Origin of the sequence: Mucilaginibacter gracilis (assembly GCF_003633615.1) — a bacterium.
In the GTDB taxonomy this organism is placed as follows: Bacteria; Bacteroidota; Bacteroidia; order Sphingobacteriales; family Sphingobacteriaceae; genus Mucilaginibacter; species Mucilaginibacter gracilis.
The window spans coordinates 5,678,761-5,704,807 of the sequence record NZ_RBKU01000001.1 but is presented as its reverse complement, the minus strand read 5'-3'; the positions used below and the strand labels follow the sequence as shown (position 1 = coordinate 5,704,807).

Annotated in this window: 22 protein-coding genes; 14 read left to right on the top strand and 8 right to left on the bottom strand. The window is 44.8% G+C overall.

Translation table 11 applies throughout. The features are described from left to right. Positions 1 to 68: 68 nt before the first annotated feature. Complete coding sequence (locus BDD43_RS25365; RefSeq protein ID WP_121200936.1) at positions 69 to 1,886, top strand: BatD family protein; 1,818 nt, start codon at positions 69 to 71, stop codon at positions 1,884 to 1,886. A gap of 1 nt (position 1,887) precedes the next feature. Beyond that, a complete protein-coding gene (locus BDD43_RS25360) occupies positions 1,888 to 2,649 on the top strand; it encodes a tetratricopeptide repeat protein (protein WP_246001788.1) in 762 nt (253 codons plus the stop codon). A gap of 78 nt (positions 2,650 to 2,727) precedes the next feature. Here the strand turns inward: BDD43_RS25360 and BDD43_RS25355 are convergent, their stop codons facing one another. Beyond that, positions 2,728 to 3,930: a proline dehydrogenase family protein gene (locus BDD43_RS25355; RefSeq protein WP_121200934.1), complete on the bottom strand. Its 1,203-nt coding sequence runs from the start codon at positions 3,928 to 3,930 to the stop codon at positions 2,728 to 2,730. A 68-nt stretch (positions 3,931 to 3,998) separates the two neighbouring features. Here BDD43_RS25355 and BDD43_RS25350 point away from each other — a divergent pair, with 68 nt between their 5' ends. The 3 genes from BDD43_RS25350 to BDD43_RS25340 are packed head-to-tail and all read left to right on the top strand — an operon-like array spanning position 3,999 to position 6,187. Next, entirely contained in the window at positions 3,999 to 4,205 is a 207-nt protein-coding gene (locus tag BDD43_RS25350) for an RNA-binding S4 domain-containing protein (protein ID WP_121200932.1), read from the top strand. Positions 4,206 to 4,239: 34 nt separating this feature from the next. After that, positions 4,240 to 5,310 (top strand): 3-dehydroquinate synthase, encoded by a 1,071-nt coding sequence (gene aroB, locus BDD43_RS25345; RefSeq protein WP_121200930.1) that lies wholly within the window; start codon positions 4,240 to 4,242, stop codon positions 5,308 to 5,310. Further along, positions 5,297 to 6,187, top strand: coding sequence for a sterol desaturase family protein (locus BDD43_RS25340; protein WP_121200928.1), 891 nt, complete (start codon positions 5,297 to 5,299; stop codon positions 6,185 to 6,187). Before aroB ends, BDD43_RS25340 begins: the two co-directional genes overlap by 14 nt. Before the next feature lie 362 nt (positions 6,188 to 6,549). Here the strand turns inward: BDD43_RS25340 and BDD43_RS25335 are convergent, their stop codons facing one another. The 3 genes from BDD43_RS25335 to BDD43_RS25320 all read right to left on the bottom strand — a co-directional run bounded on the left by BDD43_RS25335 (position 6,550) and on the right by BDD43_RS25320 (position 10,657). Beyond that, positions 6,550 to 6,909 carry a response regulator gene (locus BDD43_RS25335; RefSeq protein ID WP_121200926.1) on the bottom strand — a complete coding sequence of 120 codons (360 nt, stop codon included), beginning with the start codon at positions 6,907 to 6,909 and terminating at the stop codon, positions 6,550 to 6,552. Between the two features lie 171 nt (positions 6,910 to 7,080). Further along, positions 7,081 to 9,087, bottom strand: coding sequence for a M1 family metallopeptidase (locus BDD43_RS25330; protein ID WP_121200924.1), 2,007 nt, complete (start codon positions 9,085 to 9,087; stop codon positions 7,081 to 7,083). A gap of 430 nt (positions 9,088 to 9,517) precedes the next feature. Then, complete coding sequence (locus tag BDD43_RS25320; protein ID WP_121200920.1) at positions 9,518 to 10,657, bottom strand: tetratricopeptide repeat protein; 1,140 nt, start codon at positions 10,655 to 10,657, stop codon at positions 9,518 to 9,520. A 353-nt stretch (positions 10,658 to 11,010) separates the two neighbouring features. On the opposite strand from BDD43_RS25320, the gene BDD43_RS25315 reads away from it, so the two are divergent. The 5 genes from BDD43_RS25315 (at position 11,011) to BDD43_RS25290 (ending at position 15,851) form a co-directional block, all read left to right on the top strand. Next, on the top strand, positions 11,011 to 11,295 hold the full coding sequence (locus BDD43_RS25315) for a hypothetical protein (RefSeq protein ID WP_121200918.1): 285 nt from the start codon (positions 11,011 to 11,013) through the stop codon (positions 11,293 to 11,295). Positions 11,296 to 11,583: 288 nt separating this feature from the next. Beyond that, complete coding sequence (locus tag BDD43_RS25310; protein WP_121200916.1) at positions 11,584 to 12,222, top strand: hypothetical protein; 639 nt, start codon at positions 11,584 to 11,586, stop codon at positions 12,220 to 12,222. A gap of 44 nt (positions 12,223 to 12,266) precedes the next feature. Beyond that, entirely contained in the window at positions 12,267 to 12,770 is a 504-nt protein-coding gene (locus BDD43_RS25305) for a DUF3347 domain-containing protein (protein ID WP_121200914.1), read from the top strand. 475 nt (positions 12,771 to 13,245) lie between these two features. Further along, entirely contained in the window at positions 13,246 to 13,947 is a 702-nt protein-coding gene (locus BDD43_RS25295; RefSeq protein ID WP_121200910.1) for a 3'-5' exonuclease, read from the top strand. After that, entirely contained in the window at positions 13,944 to 15,851 is a 1,908-nt protein-coding gene (locus BDD43_RS25290) for a DUF294 nucleotidyltransferase-like domain-containing protein (protein ID WP_121200908.1), read from the top strand. The genes BDD43_RS25295 and BDD43_RS25290 overlap by 4 nt, the downstream gene beginning before the upstream one ends. An 83-nt stretch (positions 15,852 to 15,934) precedes the next feature. Here BDD43_RS25290 and BDD43_RS25285 read toward each other — a convergent pair whose 3' ends face one another. Next, positions 15,935 to 16,660 carry a hypothetical protein gene (locus BDD43_RS25285; RefSeq protein ID WP_121200907.1) on the bottom strand — a complete coding sequence of 242 codons (726 nt, stop codon included), beginning with the start codon at positions 16,658 to 16,660 and terminating at the stop codon, positions 15,935 to 15,937. A 358-nt stretch (positions 16,661 to 17,018) separates the two neighbouring features. Here BDD43_RS25285 and BDD43_RS25280 point away from each other — a divergent pair, with 358 nt between their 5' ends. Beyond that, complete coding sequence (locus BDD43_RS25280; protein WP_121200905.1) at positions 17,019 to 19,391, top strand: ABC transporter permease; 2,373 nt, start codon at positions 17,019 to 17,021, stop codon at positions 19,389 to 19,391. A 386-nt stretch (positions 19,392 to 19,777) separates the two neighbouring features. Here BDD43_RS25280 and BDD43_RS25275 read toward each other — a convergent pair whose 3' ends face one another. The 3 genes from BDD43_RS25275 to BDD43_RS25265 are packed head-to-tail and all read right to left on the bottom strand — an operon-like array spanning position 19,778 to position 21,926. Next, a complete protein-coding gene (locus tag BDD43_RS25275; protein WP_121202118.1) occupies positions 19,778 to 20,266 on the bottom strand; it encodes a dual specificity protein phosphatase family protein in 489 nt (162 codons plus the stop codon). A gap of 37 nt (positions 20,267 to 20,303) precedes the next feature. Further along, positions 20,304 to 21,203, bottom strand: coding sequence for a diacylglycerol/lipid kinase family protein (locus tag BDD43_RS25270; RefSeq protein WP_121200903.1), 900 nt, complete (start codon positions 21,201 to 21,203; stop codon positions 20,304 to 20,306). Between the two features lie 39 nt (positions 21,204 to 21,242). Beyond that, complete coding sequence (locus BDD43_RS25265) at positions 21,243 to 21,926, bottom strand: MBL fold metallo-hydrolase (RefSeq protein WP_121202117.1); 684 nt, start codon at positions 21,924 to 21,926, stop codon at positions 21,243 to 21,245. A gap of 407 nt (positions 21,927 to 22,333) precedes the next feature. On the opposite strand from BDD43_RS25265, the gene accC reads away from it, so the two are divergent. The 3 genes from accC (at position 22,334) to BDD43_RS25245 (ending at position 25,906) form a co-directional block, all read left to right on the top strand. Further along, a complete protein-coding gene (accC, locus tag BDD43_RS25255; protein ID WP_121200899.1) occupies positions 22,334 to 23,818 on the top strand; it encodes an acetyl-CoA carboxylase biotin carboxylase subunit in 1,485 nt (494 codons plus the stop codon). Positions 23,819 to 24,075: 257 nt separating this feature from the next. Continuing rightward, positions 24,076 to 24,966: an SDR family oxidoreductase gene (locus BDD43_RS25250; RefSeq protein WP_121200897.1), complete on the top strand. Its 891-nt coding sequence runs from the start codon at positions 24,076 to 24,078 to the stop codon at positions 24,964 to 24,966. A 19-nt stretch (positions 24,967 to 24,985) separates the two neighbouring features. Then, on the top strand, positions 24,986 to 25,906 hold the full coding sequence (locus BDD43_RS25245) for a helix-turn-helix domain-containing protein (RefSeq protein ID WP_121200895.1): 921 nt from the start codon (positions 24,986 to 24,988) through the stop codon (positions 25,904 to 25,906). Positions 25,907 to 26,047: the final 141 nt, after the last annotated feature.

Genomic DNA, 26,047 nt, shown 5'->3' with positions numbered 1-26,047 from the left:
TGCGGTAGCAGCATTGATGCTTTTATAATTTATAAAATAGTGGTGGATGAAATTTAACCAGGCTTTAAATGAACATTAAAAAATACATATTCATACTCTTGTTATGCTGCACGGGCAGCGTATGGGGCCAAAGCTTTACGGCATCGGTAAGTAAAAGCCAGGTAGCCACCGGCGAAGTATTTGAGGTGCAGTTCACCTTAAACGCTTCGGGAGGTAGTTATACTCAGCCAAGTTTTGGCGGTTTGCAAGTAGTAGGCGGCCCCAACGAATCTACCAGCATGGAGTCTGTTAACGGTAGCATGTCGCAAAGCGTTTCCATTGGGTATGATTTGGTAGCCAGTAAAGAGGGCACCTATACCATTGGTTCGGCAACGGTTGTATCAAACGGAAAAACGTTAAGCACGCGGCCCATCACCGTTAAGGTAATTAAGGGTTCGCCACAGCAGCAACAACAACAGGGCGGCCAGGGCCAGCAAGCCGGGCCGGATAACAGCATTGGGGCAGCTGCTTCGGGCGATATGGCTAAAAACGTATTTATACGGGCCGTGGTTGATAAAAAAAACGTTTACCTGGGCGAGCAGATAACCGTTACCTACCGCCTTTATACCCGTGTTGGTTTGGTGGGTAATAGTTTCGACAAAGCTCCCGATTTGAATGGCTTTTGGAGCCAGGATATTAAAGCGGCCCAGCAAAATACACCCTGGAAAACCGAAATGTACCAGGGCCAGCGTTATAATGCCGCCGATATTAAACAAACCATCCTGTTCCCGCAGCGCGATGGTAACCTCATTATCGACCCATTAACCATGTCGTTTGTTGCGCGCAAGGCCATGCCCGCTCGCGATATTATGGAGCAAATGTTTGGTGGCCGCTACGAAGATGTTAAGGTAAAGGCCTCCAGTCCGCCGGTAACCATCCACGTAAAGCCATTGCCCGAGGCCGGTAAACCGGCAGGTTTTACAGGCGCAGTAGGTGTTTTTAAGGTTGCTGCCAGCGTAGATAAAAAAGAACTAAAGGCCAACGAGGCCCTCAATTATCAGCTAAAAATTACAGGTTCGGGCAATATTAAGTTGCTTAAAGACGCAAACATTAACCCACCCGCCGATTTTGAAAAGTACGATCCTAAAATTACCGATACCATTACCGAAACCGAACGCGGTGTATCGGGCAGCAGGCTTTTAACCTATTTGCTCATCCCGCGGCACCAGGGTAATTACACTATAGAGCCTGTTCCGTTTAGCTATTTTAACCCGGCAACCGGGCGGTACGTTAGCCTGGCTACCCCTGCCTTTGCAATTAAGGTTAACAAAGGTGTTGATGCTGGCGGCAACGTAACCAGCCTTTCCCCGGCAGACCAGCGCGATATTAAAATGCTGAGTAAGGATATCCGCTACATTAAAACCTCCGGCCCTGATGTTTATAAAAATGGCGAAATGTTTTTTGGTTCAGCAGGCTATTATTTGCTGTTGCTATTGGGCCCCTTAGCTTTTGCAGGTGCCTTTGCTTACCGCAGATATAACGAACAGCAAAACAGCGATGTGGTAAAAGTTAAAAACCGCCGCGCCGCAAAACTGGCAGCCAAACACATGGCCAATGCCCAGCACGAGCTACAGGCCGGTAACACTAAAGCCTTTTACGAAGCCGTATCGCGCGGTTTATACGGTTACCTCAGCGATAAGCTTAACATACCCGCTGCCGATTTAAACCAGGAAAACATAGCCGCCGAATTAAAAAACCGCTCGGTTGATGATGCCCTTATACAAAAGCTACTTAACACGCTTAACCTTTGCGAAATGGCCCGCTTTGCCCCGGTATCGGGCGTATCACAGCAAGATGTATTTAACGGTGCAAAAAGCACCATTAACGATATTGAAACCCATGTATAAAATGATGAAGCGCATAACATACCTTTTATTGTTGCTGGCTTTGCCATTAATTAGTTTGGCTAACAGCGAAACAGATGCACTTTTTGCCAAGGCTAACAACCAATACAGTAAGGCAAAATATAAAGATGCCGTACAAACGTATCAAAGCATTTTAAGCAATGGCTACCAATCGGCCGCGGTATATTTTAACCTGGGCAATGCGTATTATAAACTTGGCGACATACCATCGGCCCTGTTATATTACGAAAAGGCCCACAAACTAAACCCCGGCGACGATGACATTAACTTTAACATACAACTAACCACCCTAAAAACTACCGACAAAATTGACGCCGCTCCCGATTTATTTTTAACCAAATGGTGGCAGGCCTTTGTATTGTGCTGTTCGGTAACAACACTGGGCTGGTTGAGCGTTTTGTTTTTTATAGCCGGTTTTGGTGTGTTAATAGTTTACCTTTTTGCGGCAACGGTTAGCTTAAAACGCGGCACTTTTTATACCTCGATGGCGTTGCTTTTTTTAGGATTGCTCAGCATTTTAATGGCCGCCAACCAGGTACACTACTTTACATCGCACCAGCAGGCTATAGTTTTCAGTAATTCGGTAACGGTAAAAAGCGAACCCGAAAAAGCCGCCAAAACCCTTTTTGTTATACACGAAGGAACCAAAGTTGATGTGCTTGAAAACACCAACGGCTGGCTGCGCGTTAAGCTACTGAACGGTAACGACGGCTGGATACTACCCGCCGATGTGAAGGAAATTTGAACGTAAAGTATATTTCAAATGCTACCTTAAACAAAATATACTTCTCCCGCTCATTAATAAATGAAATATTACAACTGCTTAATTATTGCGCCGTTGCTTTTCTTTGGTTATCAGGCTTAGTTCGCGGCTCATTTGGCCCGCTATGGCCGTGTTTTCTTGCGCGCGCCTAAACAGGTAGGGTAGCACGGCTTTCACCGGGCCGTAAGGCACATATTTGGCTACATTGTATTGCGTATTGGCCAGGTTAAAGCTCAGGTTATCGCTCATGCCCAGTAATTGCGAAAAATAAATGTGAGGGTGGTTGTGGTTTACTTTATACTCGTCCAGCAAATCGGCAAGCAGGCGGCAGCTATCCTCGTTGTGGGTGCCAGCCACAATGGCAATCCCGGCAATATTGGCAACGCAATAATGCAGTGCGGCATTGTAATCATCGTCGGTAGCTTGTTTGGTGCGTTGTATGGGCGATGGGTAACCCATTTCGGCAGCGCGTTTACGCTCTTTTTCCATGTAAGCACCGCGTACCAGCTTGGCTCCCAAAATAAAGCCCAAACCAACGGCAGTATGGTGGTCGTCGGTAAGCGAAACCAGCTTATCGTGCCGGTACATTTGGTAGGTATTGTAAACAATAGGCTTTTTAAGGTTAAAAACCCCCATCATAGCCAGGGCAAGGTCATCAATGGTGTTTTGTATCCAGCTTTCTTCGGCGTCAATCATTACAGGGATGCCTAAATCAAAAGCTTTTTTACATATCAGGGTTACCCTTTGTTCAACCTTTTTCCATTCATCCTGCTCGGCAGGGCTTAGGGGTAGTTTAGCGTCCAGCTTTTCTAACAGGGCAAAGCGGCCCACGCCGGTTACCTTAAAAACGGTTAATGGGATGCTTTTATCGCCATTGGCGCGGTTTATGGTGCTAATAATTTCCTGGCAGGTTTCGTCAAAAACGGCCTCCTCGTCTTCCCCCTCAACCGAGTAATCTAAAATGGTGCCTACGCCGCCCTGGGCAAGGTTACTAATGGTACCGTTACACTCGGCAATGGTTTCGCCGCCGCAAAACTGTTTAAAAATGGTGGCGCGTATCAGGCCTTTAATGGGCAGGTGAATATTAAGGAAAAAGTTGGTTATAGGCGGACCAATTTTAACTAAAAAATTAATGTTAATGAGCTTAAAAAGCCACCAGGCGCGGTTTAAATCGCTGTTTGAGGTATGGCGGAAAGCTACTTCGGTGTTTTCAAAAGAAAGTGGATTCCCCTCACGCGGGTCGGTATTGTTTTGGATTAGCATACTGCAAATTTATAAAATGCGTTTTTATATAACTCATTATTCAGCGAATAGTTTATTTTTGCCGCCTGATGATCGAATTTATTTTAACCGGCCCATACATACCTCTTATACAGCTATTAAAGGCCACAAACCTGGTGCAAACCGGCGGCGAAGCGCAAATTGTTGTAAGTGAGGGCCAAGTGCTATACAATGGCCAGGTTGATACCCGCAAACGCCTCAAGGTAAAAGTTGGCGATATAGTAGAGTTTAACGGGAAAAAAATTTTAGTAAAATAATTTTGAACCCGTAAAGCGTTTTAGTTACCACATTATGAAGCAAATAGACAGCATTAGTTACCCTATATATTTTAACAGCATTGCCGAAAAACTTGATAAATTTATCGAGGATGGCAAGTATTCGCGCTTTTTTATCCTTACCGACGAGCATACAGCTCTGCATTGCCTGCCTTTGATCACCGACAAGGTTAACCCCGATAATTACGATTTATTAGAGGTTAGTGCCGGAGAAGAAAGTAAAACTATTGATTTTTGCATCGGCATTTGGAAAATGCTGATTGATTTTGATGCCGACCGTAACAGCCTGCTTATTAACCTAGGCGGCGGCGTAGTTACCGATTTGGGAGGCTTTGCCGCTTCAACCTATAAACGCGGAATCGATTTTATACACATCCCCACCACGCTGCTATCGCAGGTTGATGCTTCCATAGGCGGCAAAACGGGTATCGATATTGATAACCTTAAAAACATTATTGGCACCTTTACGCAGCCCAAGGCGGTGTTTATTGAGCACGCTTTTTTAGAAACGCTGCCCGCAAGGCAAATTAAATCGGGAACGGCCGAGATGCTTAAACATGGCCTTATTGCCGATGCCGATTACTGGCACGCGCTAAAAAACAGCAATTTGGAAAAACCCGAAGCCGAATTGGTTTATCAATCCGCAGTTATAAAAAACAAGGTTGTTACCGAAGACCCATCCGAACGCGGCCAACGCAAAATATTAAACTTTGGCCACACCATTGGCCACGCGTTGGAGAGTTACTCGTTAGATCATGATAAAAACCCGCTAACCCACGGCGAAGCTATTGCCGCCGGTATGATATGCGAAGCCTGGCTATCACACCAAAAATGCGACTTGCCTGCCGCCGATTTAGACGAAATTGTGAGCACCCTGCTTGCCATTTACGGTAAATACCAGGTTAAAGAAGCAAGCTTTGTGGAGTTGCGCAACATTATGAAAAAAGACAAAAAAAACCAGGGCGGCAAAATTAACTGTTCATTATTAACAAAAATTGGCGACTGCCGTATTGATAATATTTGTACAGATGACGAACTTTGCGATAGTTTACGATACTATGCACAGTTAGAATATGCCAGGGTTTGAGCTAAGAGATAAAGCAGCTGTTTTTTTGCTGGCCATGCTGGTTGTTTTAACGCTTGTTGAAATGATACTCAGCTACCGCGAAAACCGCAAATTTTACCAAAAGCGCGATACCCTTAACAACCTTTACCTTACCGGCCTTGCCTTTTGCCTAAACCTAACGGTAAAAGGTGCTACCTTTTTTGTATTAAATTTTACCTGGCAGTTTAGGCTGTTTACCATTAGCAACCCCGTGCTGTATTGGGTAGTGCTCATTGTAGTTCAGGATTTTTTGTACTGGGTGCTGCACTATACTGGCCATTACTGCCGCCTGTTTTGGGCCATGCACGTAACGCACCACAGCAGCCAGCATTTTAACTTTACCGTTGGCTTCCGCAGTACGGTGTTTGAGCCTTTGTACCGCGTGTTTTTTTATTTGCCGCTTGCGCTGATGGGCTTTAACGCCTTAGATATTTTGTATGCCTACCTGGTAACCCAGCTTTACGGCAATTTGGTGCACACGCAATATAAAATAAGTTTGCCCAAATGGTACGGTTATATTTTTGTAACCCCATCGTTGCACAGCGTTCACCATGCATCAAACATACCCTACCTGGATAAAAATATGGGCATGGTATTAATTATATGGGACAGGCTTTTTGGCACCTACCAGGCCGAAAACCTGCCCGAACCAACCCGCTACGGCCTCACACACCAACCCGAAGATATGGGCCCGGTAAATATCATTTTCCACGAATGGCGGGCCCTTATTGCCGATATGCGCCAGGCCCCGGGCGTAGGCACCAAACTAAAATACCTTTTTAAGCCACCCGGCTGGAGCCACAACGGCAGCACCAAAACCGCCCGCCAACTGCAAAAAGAGTATCGCAACCGCAGATAGTGTTTTTGGCTATTACGATAATGATTGAAGGATTGAGTGATTGAAGGATTGAGTGAGTGAATGTAATTATATTTTTCCCAATAAATCATTTAAATTCAATCCTTCGATCACTCAACCCTTCAATCATTAAAATTATCGCTCGCAACGACAAAGTGATAGAAAAACTTGCGCGAAGAATGAAGCAGCCGCACGGAGGTATGTCCGCTCTGCGTAGCCACTTTGCTTACGTGTTATAATTATCGGTGAATGAAATTTAAACAGACTCTTAATAATGAAGTAAATTTCGGTGTTCTACATTCAAAATTCAGTGTTCGATATTGGTTCCGTTCTTAACTTACTCTCATTGCCGGGCGGCAGTAAAATTAAGCCTTTAGGTGTTGTTTAACCGTATCAATAAGGTAATCTATATCAAATGGTTTGCGTATAAAGCCATCGGCGCGGCTTTGTTTGGCAAGTTCGTTAAGGTTTTGTACAGATGATACCAGCAATACCGGGATGCTGCTGGTTGCCGGGTTTGCTTTTAATTGTGCGCATAACTGGTGGCCATAACCATCGGCCAGCCAATCGTCTAATAAAACCAAATCGGGTTTGTGGGTTTCAATATCTTTTAGCGGTTCGGCATCTAACGATGATATTACTTCGTACCCCTCATCCTCTAAAATATAGGCAATCATATCTAAAATATCATGATTATCTTCAATAACAATTATTTTTTTACTCATCAACTTATCACGTAGAACGATTAAAGGTAAAATAATTATTTGATATTGTACTATTTTGCTTTATATATTTTGAAAGAAATTTGCTTATAAAGATAATAACCTGGTTTATACCGAAATAAAAAGGGGCGATATTTTAAACATCGCCCCCGGTTTTTTACTTCAATTTAAGTTTTATTTTGATGCCTTGTAAACGTTATTGGTAAGGTCAACATCGGGTAACTGCTTATCCGGGTCAAGGGTAATGCTTTCTATGGTGCTGGTTGATGGGTACTTAAACGTCCAGATGGCGCCGCGTTGCCACACCTCTACGGGCAGGTGCAGGGTTTCGGTTTTGCCGTTGGCCTGTACAATTTTTAAATCAACGGGCATGGCCAGTTTTTCTTTATTTACCAGGGTTATTAAAACACCGTTTTCGGGTTTGCCCTCGGTAACTAATTTTACGCTGCTAATGGCCTGGTCAAGTTTCCAGGTGGTAAAAAACCAGCCCTTAAAAAACCAGTTAAGGTCTTCGCCGCTGGCACTGTTCATGGCGCGGAAAAAATCGTAAGGTGTTGGGTGTTTTAAAGCCCAGTTTTTAATATAGTTATGAAAAGCGTAATCAAACCTATCGTGCCCAAGCACAACGTTGCGCAGCATATCAAGGCCTAACGATGTTTTTACGTAATACAAACCATAATCGCGCAGGTTCATGGCTTCGGATGCCGTCATTAAAGGGTCCTGGTTGCGTACCAGGCTCCTGATTAGTGTACGGGCCGGGCGCGAAACGGTATCGCCATACTCGCCGTTATTAAAATGCAGACTTGAGTATTGGTTGATAAAGGTGTTAAAACCTTCGTCGAGCCACATGTATTTGCGTTCGTTTGAGCCAACAATCATCGGGAACCAGTTGTGGCCAATTTCGTGCGTAATATCGCCCCATAAATCTTTACCCTTCAGGTTATCCAAACAAAAAATAATACCCGGATACTCCATACCCAGGGCAACGCCCGAAACGCTTACTGCCGAATTCCACGGATATTCGTAATACTCGCCCGAATATATTTCCATACTGTATTTCAAGTACTCGGTTGATCGGCCCCAGCTTTCGTGCGCGTCGGCACCGTAGCTTTCTACCGGGTAGGCCGACATGGCAATGCCCTTGCGGCCCGAAGGGAAATCAACCTTGGCTGCATCCCAAATAAACGCCTTTGATGCCGCCCACGATACATCGCGACTGTTCAGCATTTTAAAGTGCCAGGTTTTTGTAGCACCCATTGCCGGTACGGATGCTTGCGCGGTTGCTTCCTGCGGGTTAATAATCATCACGGTTTTATCGCTGCCACGGGCGGCATCAAGCCTGCGGTTTTGGGTAGCGGTAAGCACCTGGGCGGGGTTTTGCAAATCACCCGAGCCAACAACCAGCATGTTTGATGGTGCGGTTATGTAATAATCAAAATCGCCATATTCGCAGTAAAACTCGCCAAGGCCCATGTAGGGTAGCGTGTTCCAGCCTTCCACATCATCGTAAACGCACATGCGCGGGTACCATTGGGCTATCTCGTACACGTAACCATCTTTAAACTTTTTGCGGCCCATGCGGTCGGCACCGTAAAAGGGTATCGAGAAACTGTAATTTATTTTAACCTGCACCTTATCGCCCTTGCCACCAAGCGGCGTGTTTAAGCGCACCTGCATACGGGCATCGCTTATTACAGGTTTTACGGTATAACTTTTATCTAAATAAGTAACCGTTACACTTGCAATATGGTAACCGCCGCGGGCAAAGCCCTTAACATCAAACCTATCGCCCTCAACCGGCGTGGTTGATGCCCCGCGCGAACCTGGTTTAAACAGGTTTTGATCTAGCTGCATCCACAGGTAATCTAACTTATCGGGGCTGTTGTTGGTGTATAATATGGTAACCTCGCCGGTGATGGTAGTATCCTGAGTGCCTTCGGTTAGGGATGCTTTAATGTGATAATCGGCACGGTTTTGCCAGTACTGTACACCCGGAAAACCACCCGGCGACCGCAGTTGCGAACCCGGAGTTGGCCAGGTGATAGGGCCAAACAAATCGAGGTGATTGTATTTAATAGAATCGGCTGCGGCGGGGGCCTGTGCATTTGCACTGCCGTTGCCAACCAGTAATAAACCCGCCATACCAAGCAGGCATAAAAATTTTGAAGTTTGATAACGCATGTATAAGTTCAGTTATGCTTGCAAATTAACCAAATTTATAACACATGTTAAATTATTAATTTTAAGGTAACAGAGGTGGGCCGCCTTTTAAAGTTTATTATTATAAATAAACATCGCTTCCGCGCAATATTGCAGAAGTATTTTTTATATCCTACAAAAGCTGCCATGCAAGCATGTTTGCCTGCTTCCGCGATATTGCTTTATACCATCGCGATAGCGGCGTTTAAGACGCTGTTTAAAAATACCCAAACGAGCGTCATTGCGAGGTACGAAGCAATCTCTAAACTATACAGAGTGGCTCTGTAAGTCTGTTTGCCCTGCGTAGAGATTGCTTGGTGCCTCGCAATGCCGCGGCGGAATTGATGTTTTTATTGTTATAATTATTTGTGAATGAAATTTAAACAGGCTCTAAGTATTCGGTATTTAAAAATTATTTGGCTTGCAGTATTTTAATGCGGCTTTGCACATAGGTAATATAATCTTTGTCTTTAGCGGGTGGGTTAGTTTCCAAGTACTTTTTGTAGTATTTAATGGCGTCGCGCTTGTTGTGCAGGTCGGTATCATAAAGGTTGGCCAGGCTGTAAAAAACCATGGGTTTCTCTTTAAAAAACAAGCTTTTTTGGTAATTAACGGTGGCAGGTTTTAGCTTGTGCATGGTTTGGTAGGTATCGGCAATTTCGCTGTAATAGGCGTATGTATTGTCGGATATGCTTTGCAGCAGCACCTGGTTAAAATACTCAAGGGCCTTGTTATAATCTTTTAACTTTTTGTAGCTCTCGGCCGTAAGGTAAAAAGTACGTTCGGTTTGGTAAATGCTGGGCAGCTCCATAAACCATTCAATACAGCAAGCATAATTTTTAAGCTCGTAATATGCCGATGCCATTTTGTTATAAATATCGGCATTATCATCGCCAAGGGCCAGCAGCGTGTTGGCATATTTTATGGTTTGCGGGTACTTTTTGGTGGCATAGCTCAGTTTCATGAGGGCGCGTATCAAAATAATATTGGTAGTATCGGCAGCAAGGGACTTGCGCAAAACCGCGTCGGCCTCCTTGTTTTTATTGCCCAGTAGTAAAAATGCACTAAGCTGCACGGCAACCTCCGGCTCGTCGGCGTCAATTTTGTTGGCCCGGGTTAAATATTTAAGCGCATTAACGGTATCCAGCTTTAAGCTGTACATATTGCCCAGGCGTTTGTTTACCGAAAAATTAAGGCTATCAACAGCTATTATTTTTTGATAGTAAAAAAGTGCCTGGGCATTGTTGTCGCGCGTGGCATTTAGGGAGGCCAGGTTAAACAGCACGGGCACGTTGGTGCTATCTTGCAAATACATGCGCTGGTAATAACCAATTGCATCGGGCAGTTTGCCAGCCATTTGGTAGGTATAAGCCAGGCGCGAAAGTACCTTCATATCGCTTACAGGCTCGGGGTACACGCTTTTTAGGTAATTGGCGGCTTCCATATAGCGTTGGTTTTGGTACATATCCAACAGCAGGGCATCGTTAGCTTTTTGGGCCAAGGCCGTGCAGGCGGCCATCATCAGCGCAAAGCAAAAAACAGTAAATTTCATCCGGTTAATAGTTTAAACTAAAGTATTAGTTTAAAACCACATTGCCAAATTTAATTGATGCTATAATAGCGGTTGGTGTTTAGGTAAGCCAAAAAATGCACCATCGGCGCGGCTGTAAATTAGTTAAAACAAAAACGTAATAAAAATATTACATATATATGTCCCGGCCCAAGCGGGTACTAAGTGTTTTAAAAGTGTGAAGTGAAATTGTTAAGTGGGCACCATACAGCAGCGTTTGTATGGTGTTTTTTATTGCGGCTAAGTTAAAGTTTTGTTTTTTATTGAAACATAATTGCTGGCCATTGCTTTATAATAAAGTTAGATGTTATTATTTAACCTAAAAAGATACGATAATGGATAAGCTAAAAAAGTTTGAACTGATGGAGAAAATAGTTCATGAGTTAAACGATTTAAAAAACAGCCAGCAGGCACTGATACAAAAATTAGGAAAAATTGAGGTTGATAATATTGACCTGGGCGACAAACGCCTTGAAAAAGACCTGCCAGATATGCACCAGCGCGTTGCCGATAACCTGGATACCATTGCCGGCATACTGGATTACTTTGCCGATAAAACTACCGAATATGAAAGCAGTAACAATATTGCCCAGCTTAAAGAGCAGGAAGCCTTAAAATAACCTACGGTAAATGGTTATTAAGTTAAGGAACAGAACAAATATCGAACATCGAAATTTATCCCATAATTCAATAGATATTTGTTTTAATGCTTAGCTAAACCACATTTTTGCTTTAGCTATAATGCCCTAACGGCCCGCTACAGCCCGGCCAAGTTGTTAGTATACTTTGTGTTTAATACAGGGTGTATTTACAATTTGGTTGTGCTGCCAGCGGGCCTTGTTGTTTACCGCCTATGGTTGTTTGGCATATTTTAAAAAATTTTATAAATTTAACTCACCAATTAATCTATGAAATTTAAAATAAGCCTGCTGCTTATCGCTTCAATCGGTATATTTATTTGGGGTGCTTTTTACGCCTATAATAGGGCCAATTCTAATTCCGGGCCGCTTCCGGGGATTTTAATTATGATATTGGGTATTTTGTGTTTTGGTGCTTACTTTATTTTATGCATCATTTTGCGATTATCTATCCGGACGCAGGTTACCGCCGAAGTGATGCTCATCGGCATTATAGCCTTCTCGTGTTATAAATTAACCCGTAAAGTGGTGCTGCATGTGCCGGGCAATTTTAAGGGCAGTATTATACTGGTTTACGGGGTTGATAACCAGCCCAGGTTACAGCCCAGGCGTTTTTTTTACCGCAATATTGATATTAACGTGCCGCAGTCGGGCATTATATTGATTTCAAACCGCTTTGCCGAAAAATATATAAACAACATTTTTATACTCGATAGCTTGCACCACCACACCTTCGAAGTGCTATCGCAAAGTACCGATACCATATTATGCAACAAAAAACCTTACATAGCCGATGTGTTTAACTACGCTTATCCGCCGCCAACGCTAACCTTTGAGCCCGATACCGCAGAACAAGCCTTAAAAAAGGCCGAAGCCGTTAAACAGCTTGAGTACCGGGCCAGCAAATGATAAGGATAAGCCTTATATTTGAGCAATAAAATTAAAAGCCAAAAATGAAAACTGTAAAATATTTAATAATTGCCCTTTTGCTAAGTGGTATGAGCGCCAATGCACAAACCGCCACCGTTAACACCAGTTTTAACCACGTGCTTAAAGCCTATTTAGGTATTAAAGATGCCCTGGTGGCCGATAACAGCAAGCTGGCCAATAGCAACGCCAAAGAGTTTGCCGCCGCAGTTAAAGAGGTTGGCAGCAACCAGCTTGATGCCAAACAAAAAACCATTTGGCTTGCCTACGGCGAAAAATTAAGGTTTGATGGCGAACACATCAGCGAGTCCGACAAGTTGGCGCACCAGCGCGAGCATTTTACCAGCCTCAGCAAAAACATGCTGGCCGTAGTTAAAGCCTTTAAAAGCAACACCATGGTTATTTACGCCCAGTATTGCCCCATGAAAAAAGCAACCTGGTTAAGCCAAACCGCCGCCATACACAACCCATATTACGGTAAAGACATGGATGATTGCGGCACCACTAAGGAAACTATAAAAGCGAATTGAGATGTTTCGGATGTCGGAGGGCGGATTTCGGATTTATGGAAGTTGTATCAGGAGGATGGAAGAAGGACCACGTAAGATGGAAGATAAATAAAACGTTTTGAGTATGGAAGAAGAAAAAACCTTTGTCATTGCGAGGTACGAAGCAACCGCACATAAGCAAAGCGGCTATACAGAGCAAACATACCTCCGTGCGGTTGCTTGGTACCTACCCATGACGTTTTTAATTCCCCTCTCGAGAGGGGGCGGGTTGAAACGTGTAGTGGCCGGGGTGTGTTGTACGCCAGGCATTTCGAAAATAACACACCCCTCCGCCCCTCTCGAGAGGGGAATCGCACAAGCCAACGCTCTTATTCGTCAGTTCACTTTCATAGGCCGCAGCATTCTATCACTCGCAATAACACCGTGATAAATCAAAAATCAAAATAACTCCGAAATCGAACATCCGAAATCCGAAATCAAAAATAAATCTAACCTAGTGCAAAACCACATCCTCTTTATAGATACCGAAACAACGGGGCTGCCTATTGATTGGACGCAGCCTTACTCCAACAATGCCAACTGGCCCTACGCGGTGCAGGTATCATGGATTATTTATACCCGCGATGGCGCGGAACTTAAACGCGAAGACCATTACATAAGCGATAACGACTTTGAAATAAGTCCCCAGGCCCTTAAAATACATGGCATAACGCGCGATTTTTTAACCCAAAACGGCCAACCCCGCAAGTTTGTGATGGATTTGCTTTATGCCGATTTGAAACATTACCAGCCCATGGTGGTTGGCCATTACATGGAACTTGATTATAATATAACCGGGGCCGATTTTTATCGCCTGGGTATGGATAACCCCATTGCCAGCCTACCCATGTATTGCACCATGCTGGGCTCAAGCCAGTACACCCGCAACCCGCAGGCCACGTATTTGCGCCTGGGGCAATTGTACAGCACCTTGTTTAACAAACCGCTGCACCACCAGCACAACGCCATGGTTGATGCCGAAGCTACCGCCGCCTGTTTTTTTGAGATATTGCGCAATGGCGGCATAACCGACGGGGCCATAGAAAAACAACGGGCCGACCGCGAACGCCGCCGCCATCAGCCCGCGCTTAAAAGCGGCTGTGGCCTATCTGGTTTACTTTTATTTGCATTCACCCTTTTAATTGCATACTGGCTATGAAAAACCGGGTTGATTTTTTAAAAACTGTACACCCCTTTAACCTGCTGCCCCAGCAAGTGCTCGAAGAGGTTGCCCAACAGTTACAAGAAATAAGATATAGTAAAGAAACCGTTATTTACAAACAAGAAATAACCAAGCTGCGCGGTATTGATATTTTGGTTGAGGGCGAGTACGAATCGTTTTTTTACGATAGTGCCCAAAACAAACGCCTGTTAGAGCATTACCAAAGCGGCCACTGTTTTGGTGGTATATCAATGCTGGTTAACCGCAAACAATCTTTACGCACGGTAATTGCAAAAAAAGGCACCATAATATACTTTTTACACCGTAAAGAGTTTAGGGCAATATGCAAGGCCTATGATGCTTTTTTTCAGTACTTTACATCCGAGTTTGGCAAAATGATGCTTAACGACGAGTTTGCTCATTTTTTTAAGCACCCCGTTACCTTCGAAGAAAGTTACATCGCCTCCGAGCAACTCTATTCGCGCAAAATGGAGAGCATGGAGTACCGCGATATTGTGGCCTGTGCCGATGATACCCCAATTTTTGAGGCTGCCCGCTTAATGGCGCATCATAAAATAAGCTGCGTTTTTGTAAAAAACCAACAAGGCGACATTATAGGTTATGCTACCGATATTACCCTGCGCGATAACGTTGTTGCCCGCCGTTTAGATGCCGGCCTGCCCATTAGCCAGATTATGGATAACCCCATAGTAGTGATTAATAGCGATGCTTACGTTTACGAGGCTATTTTGATGATGTTTCGTACCAAAACGCGCTACCTGCTTATCAAAAAAGATGGGCAGTTTGTTGGTTTTATAAGCCGCACCAAATTACTGAGCGAGCAGGCGCAATCGCCATTGGTATTTATACAATCGGTTAAGCTGGCCATTTCTGTCGAAGAACTCAAACGCAAGTGGGATAGCGTGCCGCAAATGGCCACCCAGCTTTTGGGCCGCGGCGTGCATGCCGAAATTGTAAACCAGGTGATAACCACCGTTGCCGATACCATTGCCATAAAGGTTATTGAGAGTGTGATTGAGGAAGTGGGCAAACCGCCGGCCAAATTTGTGTTTATGGTGCTTGGCAGCGAGGGCCGCAAAGAGCAAACTTTTAAAACCGACCAGGATAACGCCATTATTTACGAAGACAAGGCAAACGAACACCGCGAAGAAGTGCGCGAATACTTTTTAGAATTTGCCAAGCGCGTATCCGACAAGCTCAATTTCATTGGCTTTATTTATTGCGACGGCGGTTTTATGGCCATGAACCCCGAGTGGACGCACTCCTTATCCTACTGGAAACGAAACTATTTGAGTTGGATGGCCGAATCGGTACCAGAAAGTGTGATTAAGTTTTCCACGTTTTTTGATTGCCGCCACATTTATGGCGAAGAAGCCATCATGACCGAGCTTAAAGACTTTTTAGATAAAGAACTTGAACGCCCCATGGAAAAACTGTTTTTCCACATGGCCAAAAACGCTTTGCAGTACGAGCCGCCGCTTACTTTTTTTAAACGCATCCGCACGTTTACAAAAGATTCGCAGGATGTGTTTGATATTAAACGCGCCATGACACCCATTGTTGATTTGGCCCGTGTATACGCCCTTAAACACCATATTTTTGATGTTAACACCGGCGAACGCCTAAAGGCTCTTAAAGATAAAGGTGTGTTTACCGAAGCCGCTTATCACGAACTCATACAATCATACTATTTTTTAATGAGTTTGCGTTTGCGCCGCCAGGCCACTCAAATTATTCACGATAAAACGGCGCCCAATAATTATATCGACCCCGAAACGCTCACCAAAATTGAGCGCGTAACCCTTACCGAAATATTTAAAACCATCGAAGGTTTCCAGGCCCGCATCCGCATGGAGTTTACCGGCAACCTGTTAGGCTAACATGATAATGCAAAAGCCCTTGGTTAACCATCAAATTATTTTGATGCTTAACCAAGGGCTTTTATAGCTGTAGCCGGTTGTAACTATTTTGGTTTGTTAAACAAAAAGCCTGCGCTGCATATTAGCATATTGGCTTTAATTTTGTTGTAAAGGGCGGTGTTAATGGTTTTGCTTATCAATATAACGCCATTGGTGCGGGTTGCGCCATCAATTTCTTGCGCGGTAACGTTGCTTAAAAACGCATTTAAGTGCATGGCTATATTGGTAGTAAAATCTTTGGTGCCATCGGCAATAATGTTGGCCAGTGGAACGCTTACTTCCAAATTGTCGTTAAGGTCAAATTCCAGTGGTACTGCGGTGCTGTTGCTGGTTGTATAGGTGCCCTGCAATACCAAAGGGTATGGTGCAGTAGGGGTTTGCGTAAAAACAACGGTAGCTTTAACAAGTGTATAATCGCCTTTGGTAATATTAATGGTGCTTAACAGCGAAGCCGTAGCAAATAAATCAACATTGCTTATAGCTCCCGACGAGTACTCTGATGCTACATCGCCACGTTTAGCATTGAGCCTAAATTTAGTAATATTGGCCGTGCCTGCATACCAGCTAAAAGTTTGCTTGGTGGTAGTAAAAGGGGTAAGGCCTCCCTCGGTTTTAGCCGCACCAAATGTAATAAGCTGGCTATCCGGAATTAAAGCAAAAGTAAGTTGCGGATCGGAAGCTGTAGGGGTAACATCGGTTTTTTTGCAACCTGCAAATAGCACACATATCACCATCACTACAACTGTAAAATGCGAAAGGCACTTTTTCATTGTAAATTCATTAAGGGTTTAATCGTATCTGTTTAATTAGTAAACAAATATAACAGAATAGTTAGCAATTGTAACAAAAAAATAACATTAAAGTTATTAACGTGTTAAATTAAAATAAACACCGCATAAATTTAGTTAATATGTTGTAATATAGATTGGTATGTACACCTATTTGCGCAATGTATCGCTTTTGTAAAAAAAACATCCCAAAACCGTACAATTGCTGTATCAAAACCGAACGGTATTTTTGACTCTGTTGTTTATAATTAATTAAAAATCAATAAATTAATACATGGCACTGGCTTTGCTGGCATTTTGGCGGTGGTTTAGCATTATTATTTTTATAGCATAATTAGGCATGATATTCAGTTACTTAAAAATAGCTTTCCGTAATTTAAGCAAAAACAAGGCACATACGTTTATAAATATTGCGGGGCTGGCAATAGGGCTCACCTGTAGTTTATTTATGCTGTTATGGGTACAAAGCGAGTTAAGCGTTGATGCTTACCACGTTAACAACTCGCGCCTGTACCGTGTTTACGAACGCGAATACCTGGATCATAAAATTACTGCCGACTATGAAACCCCCGGCGTTATGGCCGATGAGCTTAAACGCATTATGCCCGAGGTGCAATACGCCGCCGCCATGCAAGAAAGCAATAATATCCACACCTTTAAAGCCGCCAATAAAACCATTAAACTGGAAGGCACCTACGCCGGTGCCGATTTATTTAAAATGTTTACTTACCCCTTGCTGGCAGGCACACCGCAAAGTGCCCTAAGCACACCGGTTAGTATAGCTATATCGCAAAAAATGGCTAATGTGCTTTTTGGCGGCGTTGAGCAGGCAATGGGCCAGGCCCTTAGGTTTGATAACAGCGAAAGTTTTGTAGTTACAGCCGTGTTTGCCAATGTGCCGCAAAACTCATCGCGCAGGTTTGAGTATGTTATTAACTGGCAGGCGTATTTGGCTACGCATCCCGGCCAAAAACAGTGGGACAATAGCGGCCCCGCAACCTACGTTATGCTAAAACCTAATGCCAGTGCGCAACAGGTTGGCAAAAAGTTACGCCGTTTGGCTAGCCATTACCGGGTAGAAAACGCCGCTTTCCATTCCGAACACGGTTTGCAGCCTTATGGCGATGTTTACCTGCACTCCAATTTTGTTAACGGTAATATTGAAGGTGGCCGTATAGCCTATGTACATTTGTTTAGCATTGCCGCCATATTTTTATTACTTATAGCCTGCGTTAATTTTATGAATTTGGCCACCGCCCAGTCGGTTAAACGCTCGCGCGAAATTGGCGTGCGCAAGGTATTGGGCGCAGTGCGCGGCACACTCATCAAACAATTTATAGGCGAATCGTTGCTATTTACCGTTTTGGCCGTTGCTGTTGCCTTGTTTTTAATTACGCTGTTTTTGCCTGCCTTTAACCAAATAACCCAAAAGCAAATAACCATACCTTTTAACAGTGCAGGCTTTTGGCTAAAAATACTTTTATTGATATTGCTTACAGGGTTTATATCGGGCAGTTACCCGGCCTTGTTTCTGTCGTCGTTTAATCCGGTTAAGGTGCTAAAGGGCACATCCAAGATAAATACGGGCGCAGTTTGGTTTCGCAAGGGCCTGGTAGTTTTTCAGTTTGTGCTATCCGGAATATTAATTATCGCAACCATAGTGGTATCGCGGCAGGTTAGATACATCCAAACCCTAAACCTGGGTTACGATCGCGATAATTTGATTTACATCCCCGTAGAGGGCGCGCTAAACGCCAAGTACGATTTATTTAAAACCGCCGCCCTTAACATGCCGGGTGTTGCTTCGGTGTCAAACATATCAACCACACCCACTTTTATTGACGATGCTACCACATCAATCGATTGGGACGGCAAGCAACCGGGCACCAAAGTATCTTTTGCTATAGCCGCCATTGGCTACGATTTTGCTTCGGCCATGAAACTGCAAATGCTCCAGGGCCGCGATTACTCCAAAGCCTACCCCGCCGATGCCAACAATTATATTATTAACGAGGCCGCCGGGCAAAAGCTGGGCTATACCAATGCCGTAGGCAAAACCATCAATATGTGGGGCGTAAAAGGTAACATCATCGGCGTGGTAAAAAACTTCCACTTCGCATCCTTGCACAACGAGATAAAACCCCTTGTGCTGCGCCTAAGTCCCGGCATACTTGATGGCGGCTATTTGCTGGTACGCATTAAACCCGGCCATACCGGCAATGTATTGGCGAGCCTGCAAACCTTGTGTAAACAAATCAACCCCGAGTTTCCGTTCACCTACTATTTTTCGGACGAGCAATACCAGCAGCTTTACAAAAGCGAGCAGGTAGTGGTTAAACTATCCAATGTTTTTAGTGCGCTGGCAATTTTTGTATCGTGCCTGGGCCTGTTAGGTTTGGCTATGTTTACCGCCCAGCAACGCGTTAAGGAGATAGGCATCCGCAAGGTATTGGGGGCAAGCGTTGCATCACTATTTGGGCTCCTATCGGCCGAGTTTTTGTTGCTCGTGGTATTGGCCCTACTCATTGCATCGCCCATAGCCTGGTACGCCATGCACAGGTGGCTGCAGGCATACGCCTACCACACGCCGCTACAATGGTGGGTATTTGCCCTGTCGGGAGGCTCCATTATGCTTATAGCCCTGGCCACGGTAAGTTTCCAAACCGTAAAAACAAGTTTAATAAACCCCGTAAAAACTTTGCGGAACGAGTAGGAGGATAAAAAACCGACTACCATATCATAGTCTGTACCCACATTTTAACCACACGCCTCATGCTGCGCCGTTAGGTGCAATAGCCCGGTAGAATAATAATATGCAATTGGTTTTTGCGCCGTAGGTGCAATACTTGGCGAGTATGCAAGGTTGGCTAATAGCAATGGGCGAAGTATCGTACCTACGGCACGAATTGCTTGCCAACCGTTTTTTCTACCGACATATAACTCCTACGGAGTTTAAAAAGGATCTGCGTACACGCCCGCGCCGTTAGGTGCAATAGCCCGGTAGAAAATATATTATGCAATTAGTTTTTGCGCCGTAGGCGCAATACTTGGCAAATATGCAACGTTGGCTAACAAAAATGGGCAAAGTGCCTAATCTCCCTAACCAAAATTCTTTCTGCAATAAACTTCAAACTCTTTTAGGCGTTCAATTTGGCCGGGGCGGGGAGATGCAAACGGACGTACTTTTTTTATCAGTGCCAGCGCATCGGGCAGGGTGGTTCCAATTTTAATGAGGTAGGCCAGCGCCATGGTGGGGCCACGGCCAAGGCCCTGCCGGCAATGTACGTAGGCTTTGCCGCCGTGGTTTATTTCGTTTTCAATAAACAGGGCGCCTTTCAGTAAATCGTCAATTGGGGGTGGGGTGTTATCAACAGTGGGCAGGTGCAGGTATTTAAAACCCTTATACTGCGCACTTTTATAAACCGAATGGATGCGCATGTTCACTATGGCGGTAACGCCCAGTTTGTGCAGCTTTTTTAAACCTATTTTGTTGTACTGGCTGCCTAAAAACAAGTTTGCGGTAATTTGGCATCGTTTTAATATGGGCAAGCCAAAAATAACACGGTGAAGGTTATCCAAAATTTTCATTACAAAAATTTTAAAAATAACCCACAGGCTCCTCAGTTTACCGTACATGGGCGTGGTAATTATCGGCCACTAAAACTTTAAGCACGCGGGGCATTATTTTGATGCTGATAACGCTGCTTTGCTGTTCGGTATCGTCGCAAATGTAACTTACGGGCTGGTTTAGGGTAACGGTAACCTGCTTGCAGCGCCAATGCTTTAACACGTCCGATTCTGTTTGGAACAGCATTGTGCCGGCCACGCGTAGTAACGATGTTAAATCGGTATTGTTCATCAGTATCACATCCAGGTAACCATCGGTAACGTTAATATCCGGCAGGAACGAAAAATCGCTAAAGCCAATGCTGCCCGCATTGGTAACGGTAAGCGTAACGCCTTCCTCGTTAAACTCCTGCCCGTCTATCAGTAATTTATACTGCATGGGTGCCGATTGCACCAGCGTTTGTATTGCCGAAATACCATAAGCCAGTTGCCCAAAATTATTTTTCAGATCGCGGTTGGTTTGCAATATCATATCGGCCATAATGCCCAGGTTTACCCGCAGTAAAAACGGAGTTTGGTTAGCCATAGCCATATCAATGGTAATTACTTTGGTGTGGCCTCCTGCTATAAGTTTTACGGCGTCAACAGCATCCTGCGGAATGCCCAGCTCTTTAGACATTACGTTGGCCGTGCCGCCCGGTATAATACCCATAGGCGTATCGCAGCCATACAGGGCGCGGCCAACCTCGGCAATGCTGCCATCGCCGCCATAAATTACAATCAAATCTGTTTTGCCTATCAGCCATTTTGCAATATCAAACGCCTGCCTAAACGGCGTAGTTACGCTAACATCCCAATGGATGCCGCTATCAATCAATACCGTGTTTAAATAAGACAGGATAGGTTCTTCCTTGCCCGAAGCCGGGTTAATAATAATATGGATATTTTTGAAATGCATGTGCTTACATTACAACCCGCTGCACATGCAAGTGTTTTGTTAAATGGCAAATTTAAAAACCACGGTTGTGCCGTTGCTAATATGTGCTTCCGGAGGCTGTAAAAAGGTTATTCCGCGGGCCTCAAAATGTTTTAAATAGGTTTGGCTGCGCAGCTTTACAAAAAATGCTTTGGCGTAACCATCGTGAACGGGTAAAATATGTTTGGGTTTTAGGGCGTCGGCAAACTGGGTAACCTGCAATTCGTTACAAAATGGGGCCATAATGGGTAAAATGAGCAGGTCGATACCTGCAATTTGCGTAAGCGAAGCATCCATCGAATCTACCGAATGCAAAATATTGCCGTTAATAACATAGCCCGTCATTTCGGGAATGGGGCTGTCCAATAGTGGCATGTGGATGATCGGCATGGCCTTAAATTCCATTTGGCCAAACATGCGCACACCATCGGTAAACAAAATAGCGTTTATACCCTCCTTTTGCAGTGCCTGGGCCACTTGCTTATTGCCAAACACAGGTGCATTGCTTAACGCGATAATTTTTTTAATGTTATCCATATCCAGATGATCGGCATGGATATGTGTAATTAAAATAGCCGAAACATCCGCAAAATCGTCGGCACTCAGCAGTCCGTCAGCAAAAGTATAATTGCCGGGGTCTACCAGTAACTTAAAATTGTTTTGCTCAAATACCAGGCACGAGTGTATGTATTTGGTGATTTTCATGGGGCTGTATATTGATTGATACGCTTCAAGATACGGATTTTGTTTTGGATGCTGTCCTGAAAATTGTTTATAATTTAGCAAAGTTCAAATTCTTTTCCGTTTTCATACCACGTAAAAAACGGGCGGGATTGTGCGATTCCCTCCCAACGGGAGGGTGTAGGGAGGGGTTTATGCGCGAGCTGGGCGAATAAACCACTCCCTGACACTTCACAACCCAACGCACCCCTCCCTAAGTAGGGAATAAAACAACCGGCTTGTATATGCGGACTATTACGCTCGCCAAAAGGGATTAGGACTATCATCAGATTCCACAATTCCCAATCACACCCATTTCAATGTTTTTAAACAATCGCTTACTTTTTCAATCAGCCTTCAATATCTCCTTCCAAAAAACTACATTTGTTTTGATGAAGAAATTACTGGTTGCCAACCGTGGCGAAATTGCCCTGCGCGTTATGCGCTCGGCGCGCGAAATGGGTATCAAAACCGTGGCCGTTTACTCGGACGCCGACCGCAATGCCCTGCATGTGCGCTATGCCGACGAGGCGGTGCATATTGGTCCGGCGCCATCAAATCAATCGTACCTGGTGGGCAGCAAAATTATTGAGGCCTGCAAACAAACCGGTGCCGAAGCCATCCATCCCGGTTACGGTTTCCTTTCGGAGAATGCTGCCTTTGCGCGGCAGGTGCGCGAAGCCGGTTTGATACTGGTAGGCCCATCGCCCGAGGCTATGGAGGTAATGGGCAATAAACTATCGGCAAAAGCCGCAGCCCTAAAATACAACATACCCATGGTGCCCGGCACCGAAGAAGCCATAACCGATGTTAACGACGCTAAAAACCGCGCCGTTGAGGTTGGCTTCCCTATACTAATTAAGGCGGCGGCAGGCGGCGGCGGCAAAGGCATGCGCATTGTTGATAGCGTTGACGAGTTTGAGGAGCAAATGCAACTCGCCGTATCCGAAGCTACATCGGCCTTTGGCGATGGTTCGGTGTTTATTGAGCGTTATGTGTCGTCGCCAAGGCACATCGAGATACAGATTTTGGGCGATACACACGGCAATATAGTACACCTTTTTGAGCGCGACTGCTCGGTGCAGCGCCGCCACCAAAAGGTGATAGAAGAAGCACCATCCAGCGTGTTAACGCCGGAGATAAGGCAGCAAATGGGCAAATGCGCCGTTGATGTGGCCCGCTCGGTAAACTATACCGGTGCCGGCACGGTTGAGTTTATTATGGACGATGACCTTAACTTTTACTTCCTGGAAATGAATACCCGCCTGCAGGTTGAGCACCCCGTGAGCGAACTGATAACCGGGATTGATTTAGTGAAGGAGCAAATTAACATTGCGAGGGGCCACGCCCTAACCTTTAAACAGGAGGACCTGCATATTCAGGGCCACGCCATGGAACTACGCGTTTACGCCGAAGACCCGGCAAATAATTTCCTTCCGGATATTGGCACGCTGCAAACCTACAAAACCCCCAAAGGCCCCGGCGTGCGGGTTGACGATGGCTTTGAACAAGGCATGGAAATACCCATTTACTACGACCCCATGATAGCCAAACTTATTACCTACGGCGCCAACCGCACCGAAGCCATTGAACGCATGATACGCGCCATTGACGAATACCAGATAACCGGCATAACAACAACCCTTGCCTTTGGCAAATTTGTAATGCAACACCCGGCCTTCACCAGCGGCCAATTCGATACACATTTTGTAAAAAAATACTTTACCCCCGAGGTATTAAATACCGAAAACCAAGACGAAGCAAAAATAGCAGCCGCAATTTTTGGTAAACTGCTATCCGCCGGCAAACAAGTTGGACCTGCTAATAAAGCTGAAGTAGGGAATAGTGATTGGGTTAAGAATAGGAGGGCGTTTTAGTAATAGGTTGTATTAGCTCTAAAATTGCTGTAATTTAAACTACTTCCTGCTAGCAGTATAAATCGCTCGCATACACTGTTAGTTTCTTATTTTTCTCTGCCGCTTGCGCCAGCATGGGCAACCCTAATTAGGCTACAACAAGCCATCATTCGGCTACATCCGTTGAACCGTAATTGCGCACCTTTGTATCAACAAGCAAAAGGGAAACAGCATTCCCTTCGCGTTAAAAATTCAACATCCACCAAAAAATAAAAATTATGAAAGTATTTGTTACAGGAGCCACTGGCTTCGTAGGTACAGCCATTGTTAAAGATTTAATTGCAAACGGTCACCAAATTTTGGGCCTGGCCCGGTCAGATGCTTCTGCCCAGGCCCTGGTAGCGGCTGGTGCCGAAGTTCACCGTGGAGATTTGGAAGATCTGGATAGCTTGCGTAGCGGCGCGCAACAGGCAGACGGTGTAATTCATGCCGGTTTTATTCACGATTTTGCCCGCTTTGCCCAAGTATGCGAGGTTGATAAAGCAGCAATCCAAACTATTGGCAAAGTGCTTGCGGGTTCAAACCGCCCGTTTATTGTTACCAGTGGCACCGCTTTGGTTAACCCCGGCAGTTTAGCTACCGAAGATATGACACCTAACCACGAAGCGTTGCATTTTCCGCGCCGGTCGGAAGAAACTTCAGACGCCGTAGCCGAGCTCGGCGTGCGCACATCGGTAGTCCGCCTTTCACCATCCGTTCATGGCGAAGGCGACCATGGCTTTGTACCGATATTAATAAACATAGCCCGCGAAAAGGGTTTTGCCGCCTATATAGGCGAAGGTAACAACCTTTGGACGGGCGTACAACGCTTTGATACCGGCAGTTTATACCGGCTGGCATTAGAAAAGGGAACGCCAAAAGCCCGCTTCCACGGCGTGGCCGAAGAGGGCATTGCTTTTAAAGATATTGCCCAAAGTATAGGTGCGCACCTCAATATCCCGGTAAAATCCATATCCCCCGAAGAGGCTGCCGCTCATTTTGGCTGGTTTGCTGCCTTTGCCGCAATTGATTGCCCTGCATCTAGTAAACTAACACGCCAAAAATTAGGCTGGGAGCCAACCGGAGTAACTTTGCTGGAAGATATGGCCCAATACTATTTCAAATCGTAAAAACTAACTATCTTGTGCTATGAGTGCCGTGCAGCTTCACCGTTTTAAAACCATTGCCCAGTATCACCACATGGTGGGTTTGCCTAAACCGGAGCATCCGCTAATCAGCGTGGTTAATGTTGCCGATATTAAAGGCTCGTTTATGCCGGGGCAGGTTAGCCTCATATTCGATTTTTATTCCATCGCCATGAAAAGGGCTCCGGACAGAAAATTTAAATACGGCCAGCAAACCTATGATTTTTTTGAGGGGACTTTGTTTTGTATGGCACCGGGACAGGTTTTTGGTTTTGAAGTTAAAGAAGGTATTGAACATAAACCATCGGGATGGATGATACTTATCCATCCCGATTTTTTGTGGAACACGCCGCTGGCCAAAACAATTAAGCAGTATGAGTATTTTAGTTATTCGGCCAACGAATCGCTTCAACTTTCGGAGAAGGAAGAAAATTTGATGACCGGAATTGTACAATACATGGAGCAGGAATACCACTCCAATATTGATAAATTTACCGATACCGTTATCACCGCCCAATTAGAGTTGCTGCTTACCTATACCAACCGGTTTTACCAGCGCCAGTTCATCACCCGTAAAATAGCTAACCACCAAATTATAGATACGGTAGAAGCCATGCTTACAGCATATTTTAATAGCGATGTTTTAGCCAAACAGGGCTTGCCCACGGTGGCTTACATTGCCGGCCAGCTTAACCTAACCCCCGGATATTTAAGCGAGTTACTTAAAACCTTAACCGGGCAAAGCACCCAACAGCACATTCACGATAAATTGATTGAAAAGGCAAAGGAAAAACTATCAACCACCACATTATCAATTAGCCAAATAGCATATCAATTAGGTTTTGAGCATTCACAATCGTTCAGCAAGTTATTCAAAACCAAAACCGAAGTTTCGCCATTGGAGTTTAGGCAATCGTTCAATTAATGTGTTTATATTATTTTTTCAAAACCGAATAGATTTTTTGAAAACGAAAAAGCCCGATAATTTATAGGGCTTTTAATGGATTAAGCCTTTACGCTCCCAACAGTTCCCCAGTCGAAAGTTATTCTAATTTTTGTTGCTGTC

Coding starts and splice junctions, on each gene's coding strand:
- BDD43_RS25365 (WP_121200936.1), top strand. CDS start 69: ATGAACATTAAAAAATACATATTCATACTCTTGTTATGCTGCACGGGC.
- BDD43_RS25360 (WP_246001788.1), top strand. CDS start 1,888: ATGATGAAGCGCATAACATACCTTTTATTGTTGCTGGCTTTGCCATTA.
- BDD43_RS25355 (WP_121200934.1), bottom strand. CDS start 3,930: ATGCTAATCCAAAACAATACCGACCCGCGTGAGGGGAATCCACTTTCT.
- BDD43_RS25350 (WP_121200932.1), top strand. CDS start 3,999: ATGATCGAATTTATTTTAACCGGCCCATACATACCTCTTATACAGCTA.
- aroB (WP_121200930.1), top strand. CDS start 4,240: ATGAAGCAAATAGACAGCATTAGTTACCCTATATATTTTAACAGCATT.
- BDD43_RS25340 (WP_121200928.1), top strand. CDS start 5,297: ATGCCAGGGTTTGAGCTAAGAGATAAAGCAGCTGTTTTTTTGCTGGCC.
- BDD43_RS25335 (WP_121200926.1), bottom strand. CDS start 6,909: ATGAGTAAAAAAATAATTGTTATTGAAGATAATCATGATATTTTAGAT.
- BDD43_RS25330 (WP_121200924.1), bottom strand. CDS start 9,087: ATGCGTTATCAAACTTCAAAATTTTTATGCCTGCTTGGTATGGCGGGT.
- BDD43_RS25320 (WP_121200920.1), bottom strand. CDS start 10,657: ATGAAATTTACTGTTTTTTGCTTTGCGCTGATGATGGCCGCCTGCACG.
- BDD43_RS25315 (WP_121200918.1), top strand. CDS start 11,011: ATGGATAAGCTAAAAAAGTTTGAACTGATGGAGAAAATAGTTCATGAG.
- BDD43_RS25310 (WP_121200916.1), top strand. CDS start 11,584: ATGAAATTTAAAATAAGCCTGCTGCTTATCGCTTCAATCGGTATATTT.
- BDD43_RS25305 (WP_121200914.1), top strand. CDS start 12,267: ATGAAAACTGTAAAATATTTAATAATTGCCCTTTTGCTAAGTGGTATG.
- BDD43_RS25290 (WP_121200908.1), top strand. CDS start 13,944: ATGAAAAACCGGGTTGATTTTTTAAAAACTGTACACCCCTTTAACCTG.
- BDD43_RS25285 (WP_121200907.1), bottom strand. CDS start 16,660: ATGAAAAAGTGCCTTTCGCATTTTACAGTTGTAGTGATGGTGATATGT.
- BDD43_RS25280 (WP_121200905.1), top strand. CDS start 17,019: ATGATATTCAGTTACTTAAAAATAGCTTTCCGTAATTTAAGCAAAAAC.
- BDD43_RS25275 (WP_121202118.1), bottom strand. CDS start 20,266: ATGAAAATTTTGGATAACCTTCACCGTGTTATTTTTGGCTTGCCCATA.
- BDD43_RS25270 (WP_121200903.1), bottom strand. CDS start 21,203: ATGCATTTCAAAAATATCCATATTATTATTAACCCGGCTTCGGGCAAG.
- BDD43_RS25265 (WP_121202117.1), bottom strand. CDS start 21,926: ATGAAAATCACCAAATACATACACTCGTGCCTGGTATTTGAGCAAAAC.
- accC (WP_121200899.1), top strand. CDS start 22,334: ATGAAGAAATTACTGGTTGCCAACCGTGGCGAAATTGCCCTGCGCGTT.
- BDD43_RS25250 (WP_121200897.1), top strand. CDS start 24,076: ATGAAAGTATTTGTTACAGGAGCCACTGGCTTCGTAGGTACAGCCATT.
- BDD43_RS25245 (WP_121200895.1), top strand. CDS start 24,986: ATGAGTGCCGTGCAGCTTCACCGTTTTAAAACCATTGCCCAGTATCAC.